The sequence below is a fragment of the Silvimonas soli genome, from assembly GCF_030035605.1.
Classification (GTDB): domain Bacteria; phylum Pseudomonadota; class Gammaproteobacteria; order Burkholderiales; family Chitinibacteraceae; genus Silvimonas; species Silvimonas soli.
In genome coordinates this window covers 286,757-302,594 of record NZ_CP106736.1, presented here as the reverse complement: position 1 = coordinate 302,594, position 15,838 = coordinate 286,757, and the positions used below count along the sequence as shown (strand labels likewise).

The following is a 15,838-nucleotide window of genomic DNA, read 5'->3' as shown; positions in this document are numbered from 1 at the left end:
GTGAGCGAAGTACAGCAACTCACGCCCTACGAAATGCTGGGCGGCGAAGCACCATTGCGCAAACTGGTGGACCGGTTCTACGACATTATGGATGCCGATCCGCGCGTCACCACGCTGCGCCAGATGCATGGTGGCGACATGACGGTGATCCGGCAGAAACTGTTTGAGTTTCTCTCGGGTTGGCTGGGCGGGCCGTCGTTGTTCATTGAAAAATATGGCCACCCAATGCTGCGAGCGCGCCATATGCCGTTTGCTGTGGACGAGGATGCCCGCGATCAGTGGCTGCTGTGTATGTACACGGCCATGGACGAACAGCCGATGGAACAGGCGCTGCGCGATCATCTGGAAGACGCGTTCTTTCGTACTGCGGATTTCATGCGTAACCGCTGATTGTTGCTTCGCTGTTATCAGCAAAAAAAAACCGGGCTATATGCCCGGTTTTTTTTCACGCGCCGCCGGCGTACCCGTTCTGGCGCCAGGCCTCGAATACCATCACCGCGACGGCGTTGGACAGATTCAGGCTGCGATTGTCTGGATACATCGGCAGGCGAATGCGGTTTTCCGGCGCAAAGCGGTCCAGCACCTCAGGCGGCAAGCCGCGCGTTTCTGAACCAAACACAAATGCATCACCGGGTTTGAAGGCAAGTTTGTCAAACTGGGTGCTGCCTTTGGTGGTCATGGCGAACATGCGCACCTCGCCCAAGTCTGCAATCAATGCATCCCAATCCTCATGCACGCGCATCTCGGCGAACTCATGGTAATCCAGCCCGGCGCGGCGCATGCGGGCGTCATCCAGCGGAAAGCCTAACGGCTTGACCAGATGGAGCGTGCAGCCCGTATTGGCGGCCAGACGAATCACATTGCCGGTGTTTGGGGGGATTTCCGGCTGAAACAGAATGATATGGAACATGCGTGAAAGACTTTGCTCAGAAATGACAGGTTAAACAGCGCTAATAAGGCCGCCCGGGTTGGGCGTATAAATACGACAAATATGAGAGAACAAGGCAGATTGCCGGTTTGGCATGACTACTCCATGCCATGGCACAGTGGTTACTGCTAGAATCAGTGGCTAACAAAGCTCTAACCGGATCGCTGCATGAATACCGCCACACTGCTGATCAGTTGCCCGGACCGTAAAGGTCTGTCCGCCGCCATTGCCAATTTTCTCTACACCTACAATGCCAATATCGTGCATTCGGACCAGCATCAGGACGTCACCGACGACCTGTTTCTGATGCGGGTGGAATGGGATCTGACGGATTTTACGCTGGATATGGCTTCTTTTGCGCCTGCTTTCCAGCCAATCGCCGATCGCTTCAATATGCAGTGGAAAGTGGCGCTGACCACGCGCCGTCAGCGCATGGCGATTTTTGTCTCCAAATACGACCATTGCCTGGTGGATTTGCTACATCGCCATCAAAGCGGCGAGCTGGCATGCGATATCCCGTTGGTGATCTCCAATCATGAAGAATGCCGTGCAATTACCGAGTTCTACGGTGTGCCGTATCACGTGATTGAAGTTAACAAAGACAACAAAGCCCAGGCTGAAGCCGCGCAACGCCAGTTGCTGGAAGACAACCAGGTTGATCTGGTGGTGCTGGCGCGTTATATGCAGGTGTTGTCGCATGACTTTACCGCGCGCTATCCGCAACGCGTGATCAACATCCATCACAGTTTTCTGCCTGCCTTTGACGGTGCCAAGCCCTATCACCGCGCGTTTGCTCGCGGGGTGAAGCTGATTGGCGCCACCAGTCACTATGTAACAGAAGTACTGGATGATGGCCCCATCATCGAACAAGACGTGATCCGCATTTCGCATCGCGACGACGTTGAAGAACTGGTCCGCAAAGGGCGCGATCTGGAAAAAATCGTGCTCTCGCGTGCAGTGAAATGGCACCTGGAAAATCGCGTACTGGTGTTCGCCAACAAGACCGTGATCTTTGCCTGAGCCCACGCAGTGATCCCTCGTTTCTTGCGCGACGCGCTCGATGTCTCCCTGCTGCGAAGCAAAACCCTGCCGGAATACAGTTATCCGGTGTGGTTGCCTGCGCTCTGGCTCACCTTGATTGGGGTGGCGGGCGCGTGGGCTAACGATGACTTTCTGGCAGCGTGGCCGATAAGGCTGGGATTCTTCATTGTGGTGAACTGGCTGGAAGCCATACTCACCGCTTTGTGGCTGATGCTCTGGTTCAAGGTGATCGACAAGAAACCGGTTGAGGGTAGTTTGTTTCCACTGGTGGTGTTGAGTTCCACTCCGCAATTGCTGGTGCCCGTGTTTGCTGCCATGCCCGATCCGGTGGGCAGCCTGGGGCTGATGGCAGTCGGTATCTACGGCGTGGTGGTCATGATCCGCGCGGTTATGGGCGCAACCGGGCAAAAGCTCACGAGTGTGGTGATTGCGGTTTTGTCTTTTATTCCTGTGGCGCTGCTGCTGGTAGGCGGTGCCATGACTCTGGCCAATGAATTCGGCTGGATTGCTACCGACACAACAACTTCGCCGAGTCCACCGGCCGAGGAGACTGATCTGTGACCGCTTTTCGCTATGTAGCGACTAGCCAGGATGGCGAAAACAAGCGCGGCATGATTGAAGCCGACACGCAACGACACGCCCGCACTTTACTGCGCGACCAAGGCTTGTGGGTCAGCGAAATAGGTGAAATTGCCACCGGCACCACCAGTCTGGGGCGCAGCCGTGGTTTGGGTGGGCAGCGGCTTTCGGTGTGGACGCGGCAATTTGCTACGTTGCTGGATGCCAGTCTCACCATCGAACAAGCCTTGGCAGTGCTGATCGAACAAAGCGAAGACGAGCGCGAGAAACAACTGGCTGGCGCCTTGCGCAGCGAGATTCTGGCCGGTTCATCCTTGTCGCAAGCGCTGGCTCGGCAGGGCAAAGCTTTTCCCGAGTTGTATCGCACCATCGTAGCCGCTGGCGAAGAATCTGGCCGGGCGGCAACGGTCATGCAACGGCTGGCTGATTATCTGGAATCGCGTGCAGCGCTGGCTTCCAAAGTGGCGTTGGCGTTTGTCTATCCAGCGGTGGTAATGGCCGTGTCGGTGCTGGTGATTGTCGGGCTGCTGACCTGGGTTGTGCCGCAGATGGTGACCGTGTTTCAGAGCGCCAAAACCGAACTGCCGTTCCTGACCCGCGCCATGCTGTGGGCCTCTGCCGCAGTGCGCCAATGGGGCTGGTTGATCTTGTTGTTGCTGATTGCTGCTGGTGTCGGCAGCTGGCAGGCGCTCAAACAAGAAGCCATACGACGCAAGTTTGATGCATGGTGTTTGCGGGTGCCGCTATTTGGCCGCTTTGTGCGGGCAGGCAATACGGCCCGGTTGGCATCCACCCTGGCGATTCTGGTGGGCAGTGGTGTACCGCTTTTGAAGGCATTGCAGGCCGCGGTGGGCGTTATCAGCAACCTACCGTTGCGTGAGGCGGTGCAAGAATCTGCTCGCCAGGTACGTGAAGGCGTACCGTTATCGCGTTCCCTGGCACCGAGCAAGTTGTTCCCTCCCGTATTGATTCACCTGATCGCCAGCGGCGAAGCCACGGGCCGGCTGGAATACATGCTGGACAAAGCCGCCGCACAGCAAAGTCAGGAACTGGAAAACCGCGTGGCTACCTTTACCAGCTTGCTCGGACCAATGATGGTGCTGGCGATGGGTATCGTGGTGTTGTTGATTGTGTTGGCAATTTTGCTTCCTGTTTTCGAAATGAACCAATTGGTCAAATGAGGTCCTCCATGTTTGCAGCAGCATCCCGTCGCGCGGCTGGTGCCGCCCAGCGCGGCTTTACCCTGATTGAAATTCTGGTGGTGATTACCATTCTGGCCATCCTTGGGGCGTTGATTGTTCCCAAGATCATGGATCGGCCAAACGACGCTCGCGTGGTCGCCGCCAAGCAGGATATTCGCTCAGTCGTACAGGCACTCAAACTCTACAAACTGGACAACGGCCGCTATCCGACTACCGAACAAGGCCTGAAAGCCCTGGTTGAAAAGCCAACGGCCAGCCCGGCACCAGCCAACTGGAAAAACGGTGGCTACCTGGAAAAGCTGCCGAAAGACCCGTGGGGCAACGATTACATTTATCTCAACCCAGGCCTGCATGGCGAGATTGACGTCATGAGCTACGGCGCAGACGGTCAGGCTGGCGGCGAGAATTACGACGCCGACATCGGTTCCTGGCAGCAGTAAGCAGCCATTTCACCGATGAACACGCTTGCCCGGCGCATACAGCGCGGTTTTACTCTGATCGAGATTCTGGTCGCGCTGGCGCTGATAGGCATCATTCTGGGGCTAGCCGTCGTCAAGCTGGGCCAGTCTGATGCTCAAGTGTCTGAGCATGAAGCACGGCGGCTGGCTGCCGTGCTGGAAGACGCCCGCGATGAAGCCATTGCGGGTGGCCGCACCATCGGCTGGTCCACCGATGGTCATGGCTACCAGTTCTGGGTGCAAGACGATCAGAACAACTGGCAAGCCATTCCCAATCATGAAGTGCTCAAACCCTACGAGTTGCCCGAAAATTTGCGGGTGACCAAACAAACGGCCAATCTGCGCGATTTGCGGCTGGGCGAACGCATTGTGTTCGAGGCTTCCGGCGTGAATCAGCCGTTTACCGTGGAAATGACGTTAGGCCAAAGCGAGTGGATGCTGGAAGGCGATGTCATGGGGCGGGTTAACGCGCATGTGGTGCAGCCCGATGCTTGAGCACCGTCTTCGCCGACTTGGCGGTTTTACACTGATCGAAGTCATGGTCGCACTCGCGGTCGTGGCCATTGCCTTGACCGCAGCACTCAAGGCCACCAGTTTCAGTACCGATTCTGCCATTGATTTTCGTACACGCATGCTGGCCGGGTGGGTGGCGCAGAATCGCCTGAACGAAATGACTGCGCGCCATGATTTTCCGGAAACCGGGCAGTTATCCGGTGCAGAAGACCAGGCGGGCGAAGCGTTCAACTGGCGTATTGAAGTAGGCGCGTCGCCTAATCGCTCGTTCCGGCGTGTGGAAATCAGCGTCTATCTGCAAAATGATCCGCAGCATGCCGCGGCAACTCTGGTGAGCTACCTTGCACGCATCTAGGACCAAGCGCGGCTTTACCTTGTTGGAAATCCTCATTGCCATGGCCATTTTCGCGGTCATGTCGCTGATTGCCTTCCGTGGTTTGTCGACCATGGTGGACACCAAAATCCGGCTGGATGCAGAAACCACGCGCTGGCGTGAACTTAGTCTGGTGCTGGGGCGGTTTGATGATGATGTCACCCAGGCCGCCAACCGTAGTTGGCGCGATAGCTCAGGGCTGACCCAACCGGCGCTGGAAGGCAATGCCCAGCCTAACAATCCTGACTGGCCCCAATTGCAATTAGTACGCATGAACCGCGACCGCGAGCCCTTTCATGTCGCATATCGGCTCAAAGAGGGTCGCCTGGAAATGCTGCAATGGGACAGTCTCGATCTGGCGCCCCGCAGTCAGCCGCAGGTTCATGTCATGCTGGATCGGGTCCAGCGCTTTGAAGTGAGTTTTATGGATAGTTCCTTGCAGTGGCAAGCGACCTGGCCCGTCGTCGGCGGTACCGATGTCTTGCCGCGTGCGATCAAGGTGGTGATGCAACAAGAAGGGCAAGGCTCGATTCAGCGGATCTACGCATTGCCATGAGAACCTCCTCAAGAATCCGGTCCAAAACGGCAGTTCACTCGCCCACGCGGCAACGTGGCATTGCCATTCTGACTGCCGTAGCACTCGCGGCTCTGGTTGCTGCATTGGCGGCATGGATCGCCTGGCGTCAGGGTTTATGGTTTCGGCAACTCGAAAATCAATTCGATCAAGCCGAGGCTATGGGTGTTGTGCGTGCTTCGGTGAACCTGGCGCGGCTGACACTGAAAGATGATTTCCGCAACAATCAGGTCGACCATATGCTGGAGCCATGGAATATCCCCATTCCGGCTATTCCAGTGGAAAACGGTCGAGTGGGCGGGCGCGTGCTGGAACAGAACGGCCGCTACAATCTGAATAACCTGGTTTCCGACAATGGTCAGGCCAATGATGCGGAAATTGCCGCCTGCAAGCGCCTGTTCACGGAGTTGTCCTTGTCGCCGGATCTAGTCAATGCACTGGCCGATTGGGAGGATGCGGATAGCGATACCCGCAGCCCCGGCGGGGCGGAAGACAATGAATATCTGCAGGCCAGTCCGCCATATCGGGCGGCCAATCAGCGGCTGACCGATATGGGCTCGCTGACCCGTGTGAAAGGATTTACGCCCGAGGTCATCAACACCATTACGCCGTTTGTGACGGTGCTGCCCGCTGTAACGCCGGTGAACGTTAATTTTGCTGAGGCCGAGGTGCTGGCGGCGGTTGTGCCGGGTCTGTCCGTGACCGACGCACAAGCTGTAGTCGCCAAACGGGCCGGGTCTTATTTCGCGGATATCAGCCAATTTACCAAAGCATTGCCCGATACAGCCAAAGCGGGCGTTATCAGCGCTGCGCTGTCGGTGCAAAGTCAGTATTTCATCAATGAGGTGGATGCGCATTTCGGGCGGGTGACTTTGCGCTATGCCGCTTTGCTGGAACGCAAAACCAGCGATATCCCGCGCATTGTCTGGTTCAGGCGTGAATAACCGACCGACGTGGCTACGCGGTTAGTGGGCGGGCGGCAGTGGTTGTTCTTTGGGGAGTTCCACCCGTACGATCAGCCCATGTGGCAGGGCGTCGAGCAGATCTACCGTCCCACCGTGGCGTTCGGCAATTTCCTTGACGATAGCCATCCCCAGGCCGCAGCCGTTACCGGTTTGTTCTCGTCGGTAAAAGCGCTCAAACACCCGAGGTTTGTCATCGTCCGGAATGCCGGAGCCATTGTCCTCAACTTCGACAATGTAGCGCGAGGTATCTTCGCTGAGCCGCACCGTGATATTGCCGCCGCGTGGGATGTACTTGATGGCGTTCTCGACCAGGTTTACAAATAGCTCGCGTAATAGCGCTGAGTTACCCTCAATCACCGCTTCATTCAGTGCTGTGTCGCATCCCAGATCCATACCTGCCGCCAAGGCGCGTGGTACGGATTCGGCAGTGAGATCGCGAATCAGCCGGGCCAGATCAACCTTGACGCGGGGCATGCCGTTTTGGGTGCCTGGTTCCGAACGTGCCAGCGTCAGCAATTGATTCACCAGATGGATGCTGCGAGTGGCGCTGGTGTGCACCATATTCAAACGAGCGCGCAGTTGCTCGGGTTCAGTCTCACGCATGGCCAGTTCGGTTTGCGATTTAAGGCCAGCCAGAGGCGTGCGCAACTGGTGCGCGGCATCGGCAATAAAGCGGCGTTGGCGGGCAACGCTTTGTTGAGTAGTCGAAAGTAATTGGGTCAGCGCTTTGGCCAGGGCGTGCAATTCTTGCGGCGCGTGGCTCAACTCAAAGGGTGCTTGATCCTGTGGGTTGCGATTTTCCACCAGTCGTTGCAAGCCATTCAAAGGCTGCAAGCCACGATTGATACCCAGCCAGACCAGAAAACTCATTACGATCAGCAGTCCGCCCAAGGGCAGTGCGATGGTCAGCATGATCTGGCGAGAGAGATGATTGCGGCGGGCCAGGCTTTTGGCGGCCTGCACATGCAGCCAGCGGGTTTGTCCTTTGGCATCATTACCCAGCGGGTAATACACCGAAACCATACGCACGGGATTGGGTAGCTTGACCAGGTTATGAAAAACCGGTTGCTCGGCAACGGGAGGTAGCGTGTCGGTATGTGCCGGGAAATCGAAATTACTGAGGATTTTCTGGCCGCTGGACGTTTCTACCGAATACAGCAACGGCTCGTCTTGCGAGTCGTCCAGCAGAAAATGGGTGGCTTGGGGGAAATCTGCGCCAACCTGACCGTCACTTTGCGTACGGATCTGGCGGGAAAGCCCTCTGGCAATTTGCAAGAGGCTGTTGTCAATCAATTCATTGGCAAAGTGATTGGCAACCTGGAAACTGAGAAGTGCCCCAGCTAGCCATAGAACCAGCTGGGGAATCAAAAGCCAGAGTAAAAGCTGGCGTTTGAGGGAGTACTTAGCCTGCATCGACAGCGTGAGGTTGCTGCTTTTCCAGCAAATAACCCAGACCACGGATAGTCCGGATTACCACGCCACAAGGTTCCAGCTTTTTGCGCAGACGGTGTACGTAAACTTCAATCGCGTTCAGACCAACTTCAGCATTATCAGAGCCCAGTTCGGACACGATCTGCTCTTTGGTCACCACGCGGTCGATATTCGACATCAGGATTTCCAGTACGGTCAGTTCACGAGCGGACAGATCGAGAGGAGTGTCGTTACACCATGCGCGTTGACCGGCGCGATCCAGACGCAGATTGCCCAATTGCTGAACCGACTGCGGCAGAATCTGGCTGCGGCGCAACAGAGCGCGCAGACGTGCTTCCAGTTCGGCGAATTCGAAAGGTTTAGCCAGATAATCATCAGCGCCCGCATCCAGACCGGCAACGCGGTCTTCCAGACCGTCAAGGGCGGTCAGGATAAGAATAGGCAGGGATGGTTTGTGCTGACGAATGTTACGAAGCACTGTCAGGCCGTCCATGTTGGGCAGACCGATATCCAGAACCACTACATCGTAATCATTGTGAAGAAGAATCTGCAGTGCCAGGGAGCCGTCGTTGACACAGTCAACTTGGAAGTCGGCTTGTGACAAACTGGTTTTCAGAGCATCCGCAAGAATGAGATCGTCTTCGGCGAGAAAGAGCCGAGTGCTCATAGGAGGATTCCTTCGAGTTGTAAGATTAAGCTTACCGTTGAGTGTAACTGGTATTGGCAAATTGCCCAAGGTATTTTTTTCATTATTGTTTCGCGCCCATTTTTTGTGCACGTAGATTGGCTATTTTCGCGGCTTCCAGCGGGGTCTCGCTATTCAGGGTACCGTCCGTCCACGCTGTAAGTTGCAGCGACGAAAAGTCAGCTAACGCAGCGATCCAGGTCGGGTTATCGTTCAAGCAAGGAATGTGATTCAGCGTTTTTCCACCCGCCGCGAGGAAGGTTTGTTTGCCTTCCATGGCGATTTCTTCGAGCGTCTCCAGGCAGTCGGCCACAAATCCAGGGCAAAACACGTCAACCGATTTCACGCCACCTTTGGCCAATTGGGTCAGCACCACGCTGGTATATGGCTCCAGCCAGCGAGTACGGCCAAAACGGGACTGAAACGCCACAGTGTATTCGCTTTCCTCAAGCTGCAATTCGCGAGCCAGCAACCGCGCTGTTTTCTGGCAATGACAGTAATAAGGGTCGCCTTTATCGAGCGTATAACGTGGCAGACCGTGAAAACTGAGTACCAGGTGCTCGCTGCGCCCTTGTTCATTCCAGCTTTGCCTTACCCGTGCTGCCAGCGCTGCGATATATCCAGGATATGCGTGATATGACTTTACCAGTCGCAATTCAGGCGGATTGCGATAACGCGCCATTTGCTTGAACACAGCGTCATAAGCGCTGGCGGTGGTACTGGCGGCGTATTGTGGATAGAGCGGCAAGACCAGGATTCGTTCGCAACCCGCGGTTCTTAATTCATCCATCGCCTTGGCAATAGATGGATTGCCATAACGCATGCCCAAAGCGATAACCGGGCCTTCTTGTCCACGTTGCGCATAGCGCTCTCCCAGATAACCTTTCAGCAAGCGGGCTTGTTTCTGGCTCCATACCAGCAAGGGCGAGCCGTCCCGGTTCCAGATCAGCGCATATTTCGCTGCCGATTTGCCGGGGCGGGTGGTCAGCACAAACAGTCGCAGAATGATTTGCCATACCAGTCTTGGAATTTCGACCACCCGAGGGTCAGATAAAAACTGCTTGAGGTAGCGTCGCACGGCAGAGGTGGTGGCAGCGTCAGGCGTGCCCAGATTGATCAACAAAACCCCGGTTCGGGCAACCTGGTCATGGCGGTGCTCGGGTTCTTTGTCAAAAAGGGGCATGAAATGACGTCCTTTGTCTGTAGCTGTGTGAAAACGGTGCGCATACCAGTGGGATTAGCTCGGCACGCGTCAGGCAAGCCGAACATCATAGCAGCGGGCAGGGTTGCTGTTGAGTGGGGCGCCTTCGCGGGATGATGCTTTGCCTGAAGATTGCGGTATTTGGTTAATGCTAAAGTGGGCAGCCATTAAGATTTTCTACGACTGAGCCTGAATCGACCAGCCAATGCCGAAACTCGATCCGTTTACCCTGAATATCCCGACACAAATCATCACCTCTCGCTTGATCTTGCGACCACCGATGGCAGGCGACGGCACCGCTGTTTATGCCGCCGTTTGCGAGTCATTGACCGCATTGCGCCAATTTCCTGCTTCTTTACCTTGGGCCGTTGCCGAGCCGTCTGTGGCTAGCTCAGAAGAATGGTGCCAACAACGCCATGCGGACTTTCTTGCGCGCAAGGATTTAGCCATGCTGGCCTGGCATCGGGAAACCGGCGAACTGGTACTGGCGACAGGATTGCACCGCCTGGATTGGGCTGTACCCAAGTTCGAGCTTGGTTTCTGGTGTCGCAGCAGCAAACAAGGGCAGGGTCTGGTGAGCGAAGCCGCGCGAGCCCTGCTTGGTCTGGCATGGGAGACCTTGGGGGCACGCCGGGTCGAAGCGCTTTGTGACGCAGCCAATTTGCCCAGCCGCCGTGTCTGCGAACGAATTGGCATGACGCTGGAAGGTGTTATGCGCAATGAACGGATCACGCCGACGGGAGAGCTGTGCGATACCTGTGTCTACGCCGCGATCAAGCCCTGACAAACAGGCTTGGTCAGCGCACCCTAAACTGCCGTGTAGCGCGGATCAAGCCGGGCAGGGCGTCAGGGGTAGGGCCGTAGCGAATAGCGACATATTGGCTGGCGATCGCGAAAATTTCACCTTGTTGGGCTGGCAGCTTCAGGGCAGCGCGGCGCGCGAAGTCTAATGGTCCCTCGCTGGCCCGCGCTGATATTCCGGCTTTGGCGAGCTTTTTCTGAAAAAATTGCCAATGACGTTGCGCGGCGTCGATTTTGCGGGCGCGGCGCCAGTCACTGGCGGCAATCAGATAAATCAGCAGCAACACGCCAAAGCCACCGCAAAGCCAGCCAACAAAGGTGGGCGACAACAGATTGTCGATACCCAACCGGTTAAGCACCTGCATTTGCCGCTGGGCATCATAGCCCACGACCCAGGTATCCCAACCGTGCATGACAGCGTCCCAATTCAGGCGCAATTGGGCGAGTGTGCTGTCTTCATCCCGCAGCATGAAGGGTAGCGGGTCGCTGCTGGGCACGCTTTCTGCCAAGCCACGATTAATACGGTCAGGCGCAACCATTGAGGTCGGGTCAACGCGCTGCCAGCCCTGGCCGGGTAGCCAGACTTCGCTCCAGGCGTGCGCGCTGGCTTGTCGGACAATCCAGTAGTTACCGGTGCGATTGTATTCACCGCCCAGATAACCGCCGACCACCCGTGCTGGTACGCCTGCCGCCCGCATCAAAAAAGTGAACGCGCCAGCATAGTGCTCACAAAAACCGGCGCGGGTTTCAAATAGCAACTGGTCAATCCGGTTAACACTGGTCAGCAGCGGCGGAGCAAGCGTGTATTGATAGTGCCCGTCCCGCAAAAAACGCATGGCAGCGGCGACACGTTGTGCCGGTGGCAAGCGCAGCCAATTGGCCGCCAGCGCACGAGCCTGCGGATTGATATTGGGCGGAATAGCCAGATTGCGGGCCAGGCTACGCTCGCTGTCGCCTTGGGTGCGCCAGTGGGTGCTGCTGGCAAAGGCAAAACGCTGGCGTTCAGTTACCGGTGTGCGCGACAGCGCTTGCAAAGTGGGGCTGAGCCGGGCGTTTTCCGGCAGTTGCACCGGTAGATCGAGTGCCAGCAGCCATGTTCGCTGATGGGGCTCCAGCGTCATGGTGTAGCGGTACACCGGCCCGGCAGTTTCGAAGCTTTCCGTGGGGTCACCGGCATAACCGGTGTGCCAGGTGGTGCCATCAAATGATGACATCACCGGGCCGCGCCAATACATCTGTGAGCGCGGCGGCGTGGGGCCGTTAAAGTCGACGCGGAACGCTACGCTATCGTCTTGGGTGAGATCGCTAAAGCTGCCGGGCGACATGTCATCAGACAATCCGGTTCGGACTCGCGGTTCATTGTCTGGCATGTGCCACAGCGGCCCCGACAAACGTGGGAACAGCACAAACAGAATCAAGGCGATGGGCAGCGCTTCCAGCAACATGCGCCCAACCCGGCGCAGATCACTCATATCGACCTTGCCGTCGTCACGATGCCACGCAGCCAATTGCCCGCAGATCATGGCCACCACCACGATGGTGTAAACCAGCATCAGCGGGGATTGCGACACCAGAAAGCCGGTACTGCAGGCAAAAAACGCGAGCAAGCTGAGTACGCGCACATCCCGATGATTTTTGGTTTCGAGAAATTTCACCGCAATCAGACTACTGAGCACAGCCACGCCGCCTTCACGCCCCACTAACGTGTGGTACTGCATGAAAGCGAACGCAAACAGCAGCAATGCCCAGCCAATTCTGACCACCAAATGCGGTAAGGCCGCGTTGCGGTGGCCCAGCCAGATGCGCCCGAGCACGGGCGTAATGATCAAGGCCGTATGCCAGAGCGGCAAAGCCAACAAACCCGGCGCCAGCGCTGCAAGTACTGCTACCGCCAGTGCATAGAATGGGGGGAGTGGCATTGGGGCGGCGTAATTGGCGGATTGCGCGGTCATGGCGATCCTTGCGACTGCGCCAGCCCGAACAACGCCAGCGCGTGCAAACACTGCTCACGCTGCGAGGCGCCAGCGGCGGTTGCGATGACCTGATCTGGCAACATCAATGTATAAGGCAGGCCAGCGGCATCGGCCTTTAATACCCAAGCGGTCAGGCGCGACAGTCGGGCCTCGACGTTCAACCCCGCCGCGTCATCCCAGCGTAGATGCTGCATGGAAGAGCGCGGTGTGTCGTGTAGCCGTACGGCAAGCCAGTCCAGCCGCGCCGATTGCTTCCACGCCACTTGCCGCATGGCATCGCCCGGCTGGTATTGGCGCAAGCCCGCGAAATCATCATCTCCAGTGCGCTGACGGCGGCCCGCATATTCGTTGCCTGATGCATCTGGCCACGGCGGAGGATTGTTTTCCGGTCGCGGATACACCAGGCAGTTTGCTTTCAGGCTGGCGTGGCTCCAGGCGCGGCACCAACCGGTGGGAAAGCGCGTTTCAATGGTAATGCGCGGCAAGGGCAACCAGCCACGCTGAACCGCGGGTACCGCAAGCCAGACCATGATATCGGTACTGGCCGCGATGTTGATGACTTGCTGCGGCACTCCGCCCACCGCGCGTAGCTGCAGATTGCGGCGGCCAAATTTGCGGGCATCGCCCAGACGCACCGGAAAATGCGCCATATCTCCGGCAAACACTGCCGGCGCCGGTTGTGCGTTCAGCGTTAGTCCCAGCAGATTGCGAAACGCCTGAATCAAGCCCGAGTGACCCAGCCCCAGCATCAGAAACGCAAACAGATAAGCCAAGCTCAATTGATAATTGATGGCCCCAATCAGTACCAATACACAGGTAGCCGCGTAGGCCAGACCAAAACCGCTGGGCAGAACATAAATGCGGTTTTGTCGCAGTTGCAAAGTGCCGCTTACCGCCGGATGCCGCTGGTTCATCCAGCGTTGCCCGCGCTGCTGCAATGGTCTCAATAACTTGAGCATGGCGCTGCCAGATTCAAGGAATGGCCACAGAAGCGAGCAAGTCTTGTGCGCTGCGGGCGTCGGTTTGACCGTGGGAACGGCCTTGCAAGCGATGCCCGGCCACTGCGGCAAAAACAGCCTGGACATCCTCTGGCAGCGTGAAGTCGCGCCCATCCAGCCAGGCCCAGGCGCGGGCAGCCGCAATCAAGCCCAGCAAAGCACGCGGCGACAGGCCGTAACTGAAACGTTCGCTGGTGCGGGTTGCGGCGGCCAGCGCCTGTACGTAATCAAGCAGTGCGGGAGATACCCGCACCGTGGCGACAGCTTGCTGCGCTTCCAGCAATTGTTCCGGGCTGACAGTGGGTTTGAGCGCGGCCAGCAAGGTGCGACGATCTTCGCCCGCCAGCAATGCACGCTCGGCGGCCAGACTGGGATAGCCCAATTCCAGCCGCATCAAGAAACGGTCCAGCTGCGATTCTGGCAGTGGAAAAGTGCCAATCTGATGTTGCGGGTTTTGCGTGGCAATCACAAAAAACGGCTCGGGCAAGCGGTAGGTGACGCCATCGGCGCTGACCTGGCCTTCTTCCATGGCTTCCAGCAAAGCGGACTGGGTTTTAGGTGGAGCGCGATTGATTTCGTCGGCCAGCAACAACTGGCTAAACACCGGGCCGCGATGAAACCGAAAGCTTTCGCTGTCGCGCGCATACACCGATACACCGAGGAGATCGGCGGGCAACAGATCGCTGGTGAATTGCACGCGCTGAAACTGCAAACCCAATGAACTGGCCAGCGCGTGAGTCAGCGTGGTTTTACCAACACCGGGCACATCTTCAAATAACAGGTGGCCCCGGGCCAGCAGGCACGCCAGCGCCAGCCGCACCTGGTTTTCCTTGCCCAGAATGAGCGTGTTCAACTGGTTCAGTGTTGCGAGAAAAGGCTGGAGCATGCAGTTCTCTGATTGGAGCGGGTCAATGATGCTGGACGGCTGGCCAGCGAGGTGAAGCTACTGATTATTGTTTTATGCCTGAGCGCGCAGTTTATGCCAATGGCACTGGCTTTGCCTGTGCACATCGCGAACGCGTAAACTGCCCGGACAAGCGGCGCAATGCAATCAGAACCGCTCAATTCGATTCTGCACCCATACGTCCCGGCCAGATTCCGGGCAGGAGTGATTCCCTTGTTTTCTGCAGCGAAAAGTGATGCGACGGCCTATCTCACCCACAGCGCATGCGCCATGCATGACATGGGAAAAGGGCATCCGGAGTGCGCCGAACGCCTTGCCGCCATTCAGGATCGGCTGATAGCTGCAGGTTTGTGGGATTGTTTGTTACACGTCGACGCCGAGCCCGCCATCTACGCGCAACTGGAACGGGTGCATGACGCCGAATACCTGGACCGGCTGGCGATGCTGTCGCCCTCGCATGGCTACGTGCATCTGGACCCGGACACCGCTATCAACTCCTTCAGCTTGCGTGCCGCCTACCACGCTGCGGGCGCTGGCATCGGGGCAGTGAATATGGTGATGCAGGGCCACGCCCAAAATGCGTTCTGTGCGATTCGCCCGCCCGGCCATCATGCCGAACGTAACAAGGCCATGGGTTTTTGCCTGTTCAACAACGTCGCCGTGGCCGCTGCGCACGCCATGGCGGAATACGGTGTTGAGCGCGTCGCCGTGGTCGATTTTGACGTGCACCACGGCAATGGCACTGAAGACATCTTCTGCGATGATCCTCGTGTACTGATGGTGGGCTGGTTTCAGCACCCGTTCTTTCCGTACTCTGGCGATGAACCGCGCGGGCCGGGCATGAAGAACATCCCTAAACCAAGGGCCACCACTGGCGCGGATTTTCGGCAAATGGTAAGTGATTTCTGGATACCGGCCCTCAACGAATTCGCGCCGCAACTGATTTTGATCTCTGCCGGTTTTGATGCACATCGAGAGGACGATATGTCTTCAATGGGATTGGTGGAATCCGATTATGCCTGGGTGACGCGAGAGGTCATGCAGGTGGCCAAGACTCATGCGCAAGGGCGGATTGTGTCGATGCTGGAAGGGGGGTATGACTTGTCCTCGCTGGGGAGGAGTGTGGCGGTGCATGTTAAGGAAATGGCAGGGTTGTGATTCGTGCTAGCCCGGCTACGGTGAAAATCCGGTGGGGTTCTTGCAACTTGCCCT

Annotated in this window: 18 protein-coding genes; 11 read left to right on the top strand and 7 right to left on the bottom strand. The window is 57.3% G+C overall.

What is annotated here, in order from left to right; translation table 11 throughout:
• A complete protein-coding gene (locus tag N7220_RS01305) occupies positions 1-390 on the top strand; it encodes a group II truncated hemoglobin (protein ID WP_283149667.1) in 390 nt (129 codons plus the stop codon).
• Between the two features lie 55 nt (positions 391-445).
• Here N7220_RS01305 and trmL read toward each other — a convergent pair whose 3' ends face one another.
• Positions 446-910 (bottom strand): tRNA (uridine(34)/cytosine(34)/5-carboxymethylaminomethyluridine(34)-2'-O)-methyltransferase TrmL, encoded by a 465-nt coding sequence (trmL, locus tag N7220_RS01300; RefSeq protein ID WP_283149666.1) that lies wholly within the window; start codon positions 908-910, stop codon positions 446-448.
• Between the two features lie 186 nt (positions 911-1,096).
• On the opposite strand from trmL, the gene purU reads away from it, so the two are divergent.
• From purU to gspK, 8 genes are read left to right on the top strand one after another with little or no spacing between them, the layout of a single operon-like run.
• Positions 1,097-1,948 carry a formyltetrahydrofolate deformylase gene (purU, locus tag N7220_RS01295; protein ID WP_283149665.1) on the top strand — a complete coding sequence of 284 codons (852 nt, stop codon included), beginning with the start codon at positions 1,097-1,099 and terminating at the stop codon, positions 1,946-1,948.
• Positions 1,949-1,957: 9 nt separating this feature from the next.
• Positions 1,958-2,530, top strand: coding sequence for a hypothetical protein (locus tag N7220_RS01290; RefSeq protein ID WP_283149664.1), 573 nt, complete (start codon positions 1,958-1,960; stop codon positions 2,528-2,530).
• Positions 2,527-3,729 (top strand): type II secretion system inner membrane protein GspF, encoded by a 1,203-nt coding sequence (gene gspF / locus N7220_RS01285; protein WP_283149663.1) that lies wholly within the window; start codon positions 2,527-2,529, stop codon positions 3,727-3,729. Before N7220_RS01290 ends, gspF begins: the two co-directional genes overlap by 4 nt.
• Positions 3,730-3,737: 8 nt before the next feature.
• The gene (gspG, locus tag N7220_RS01280) at positions 3,738-4,190 is read left to right on the top strand and encodes a type II secretion system major pseudopilin GspG (protein WP_283149662.1); all 453 of its coding nucleotides are present in this window, start codon (positions 3,738-3,740) and stop codon (positions 4,188-4,190) included.
• A 15-nt stretch (positions 4,191-4,205) separates the two neighbouring features.
• Entirely contained in the window at positions 4,206-4,703 is a 498-nt protein-coding gene (gspH, locus tag N7220_RS01275; RefSeq protein WP_283149661.1) for a type II secretion system minor pseudopilin GspH, read from the top strand.
• Positions 4,657-5,076: a type II secretion system minor pseudopilin GspI gene (gspI, locus tag N7220_RS01270; RefSeq protein WP_308446565.1), complete on the top strand. Its 420-nt coding sequence runs from the start codon at positions 4,657-4,659 to the stop codon at positions 5,074-5,076. The genes gspH and gspI overlap by 47 nt, the downstream gene beginning before the upstream one ends.
• The gene (gene gspJ / locus N7220_RS01265) at positions 5,063-5,650 is read left to right on the top strand and encodes a type II secretion system minor pseudopilin GspJ (RefSeq protein WP_283149659.1); all 588 of its coding nucleotides are present in this window, start codon (positions 5,063-5,065) and stop codon (positions 5,648-5,650) included. Before gspI ends, gspJ begins: the two co-directional genes overlap by 14 nt.
• Positions 5,647-6,612: a type II secretion system minor pseudopilin GspK gene (gene gspK, locus N7220_RS01260; protein ID WP_283149658.1), complete on the top strand. Its 966-nt coding sequence runs from the start codon at positions 5,647-5,649 to the stop codon at positions 6,610-6,612. Before gspJ ends, gspK begins: the two co-directional genes overlap by 4 nt.
• A gap of 21 nt (positions 6,613-6,633) precedes the next feature.
• On the opposite strand, the gene N7220_RS01255 is transcribed toward gspK, so the two are convergent.
• The 3 genes from N7220_RS01255 to hemH all read right to left on the bottom strand — a co-directional run bounded on the left by N7220_RS01255 (position 6,634) and on the right by hemH (position 9,932).
• Complete coding sequence (locus tag N7220_RS01255; RefSeq protein ID WP_283151467.1) at positions 6,634-8,046, bottom strand: sensor histidine kinase; 1,413 nt, start codon at positions 8,044-8,046, stop codon at positions 6,634-6,636.
• Entirely contained in the window at positions 8,036-8,731 is a 696-nt protein-coding gene (locus N7220_RS01250; protein ID WP_283149657.1) for a response regulator transcription factor, read from the bottom strand. Before N7220_RS01250 ends, N7220_RS01255 begins: the two co-directional genes overlap by 11 nt.
• 82 nt (positions 8,732-8,813) lie before the next feature.
• On the bottom strand, positions 8,814-9,932 hold the full coding sequence (gene hemH, locus N7220_RS01245) for a ferrochelatase (RefSeq protein ID WP_283149656.1): 1,119 nt from the start codon (positions 9,930-9,932) through the stop codon (positions 8,814-8,816).
• 223 nt (positions 9,933-10,155) lie between these two features.
• On the opposite strand from hemH, the gene N7220_RS01240 reads away from it, so the two are divergent.
• Entirely contained in the window at positions 10,156-10,734 is a 579-nt protein-coding gene (locus N7220_RS01240; protein ID WP_283149655.1) for a GNAT family N-acetyltransferase, read from the top strand.
• 13 nt (positions 10,735-10,747) lie between these two features.
• On the opposite strand, the gene N7220_RS01235 is transcribed toward N7220_RS01240, so the two are convergent.
• The 3 genes from N7220_RS01235 to N7220_RS01225 are packed head-to-tail and all read right to left on the bottom strand — an operon-like array spanning position 10,748 to position 14,608.
• Entirely contained in the window at positions 10,748-12,703 is a 1,956-nt protein-coding gene (locus tag N7220_RS01235) for a transglutaminase TgpA family protein (RefSeq protein ID WP_283149654.1), read from the bottom strand.
• Positions 12,700-13,683, bottom strand: coding sequence for a DUF58 domain-containing protein (locus tag N7220_RS01230; RefSeq protein ID WP_283149653.1), 984 nt, complete (start codon positions 13,681-13,683; stop codon positions 12,700-12,702). Before N7220_RS01230 ends, N7220_RS01235 begins: the two co-directional genes overlap by 4 nt.
• 13 nt (positions 13,684-13,696) lie before the next feature.
• Positions 13,697-14,608, bottom strand: coding sequence for an AAA family ATPase (locus N7220_RS01225; protein WP_283149652.1), 912 nt, complete (start codon positions 14,606-14,608; stop codon positions 13,697-13,699).
• Positions 14,609-14,839: 231 nt separating this feature from the next.
• Here N7220_RS01225 and N7220_RS01220 point away from each other — a divergent pair, with 231 nt between their 5' ends.
• Positions 14,840-15,784, top strand: a complete 945-nt coding sequence (locus tag N7220_RS01220; RefSeq protein ID WP_308446564.1) for a histone deacetylase family protein — start codon at positions 14,840-14,842, stop codon at positions 15,782-15,784.
• The last annotated feature ends 54 nt before the right edge of the window (positions 15,785-15,838 follow it).

Bases quoted from the DNA above. Each gene is read 5' to 3' on its own strand.
- N7220_RS01250 (WP_283149657.1), bottom strand. From the start codon at position 8,731: ATGAGCACTCGGCTCTTTCTCGCCGAAGACGATCTCATTCTTGCGGAT.
- gspH (WP_283149661.1), top strand. From the start codon at position 4,206: ATGAACACGCTTGCCCGGCGCATACAGCGCGGTTTTACTCTGATCGAG.
- gspG (WP_283149662.1), top strand. From the start codon at position 3,738: ATGTTTGCAGCAGCATCCCGTCGCGCGGCTGGTGCCGCCCAGCGCGGC.
- N7220_RS01255 (WP_283151467.1), bottom strand. From the start codon at position 8,046: ATGCAGGCTAAGTACTCCCTCAAACGCCAGCTTTTACTCTGGCTTTTG.
- trmL (WP_283149666.1), bottom strand. From the start codon at position 910: ATGTTCCATATCATTCTGTTTCAGCCGGAAATCCCCCCAAACACCGGC.
- gspI (WP_308446565.1), top strand. From the start codon at position 4,657: ATGTCATGGGGCGGGTTAACGCGCATGTGGTGCAGCCCGATGCTTGAG.
- N7220_RS01240 (WP_283149655.1), top strand. From the start codon at position 10,156: ATGCCGAAACTCGATCCGTTTACCCTGAATATCCCGACACAAATCATC.
- N7220_RS01225 (WP_283149652.1), bottom strand. From the start codon at position 14,608: ATGCTCCAGCCTTTTCTCGCAACACTGAACCAGTTGAACACGCTCATT.
- N7220_RS01230 (WP_283149653.1), bottom strand. From the start codon at position 13,683: ATGCTCAAGTTATTGAGACCATTGCAGCAGCGCGGGCAACGCTGGATG.
- purU (WP_283149665.1), top strand. From the start codon at position 1,097: ATGAATACCGCCACACTGCTGATCAGTTGCCCGGACCGTAAAGGTCTG.
- hemH (WP_283149656.1), bottom strand. From the start codon at position 9,932: ATGCCCCTTTTTGACAAAGAACCCGAGCACCGCCATGACCAGGTTGCC.
- gspK (WP_283149658.1), top strand. From the start codon at position 5,647: ATGAGAACCTCCTCAAGAATCCGGTCCAAAACGGCAGTTCACTCGCCC.
- N7220_RS01235 (WP_283149654.1), bottom strand. From the start codon at position 12,703: ATGACCGCGCAATCCGCCAATTACGCCGCCCCAATGCCACTCCCCCCA.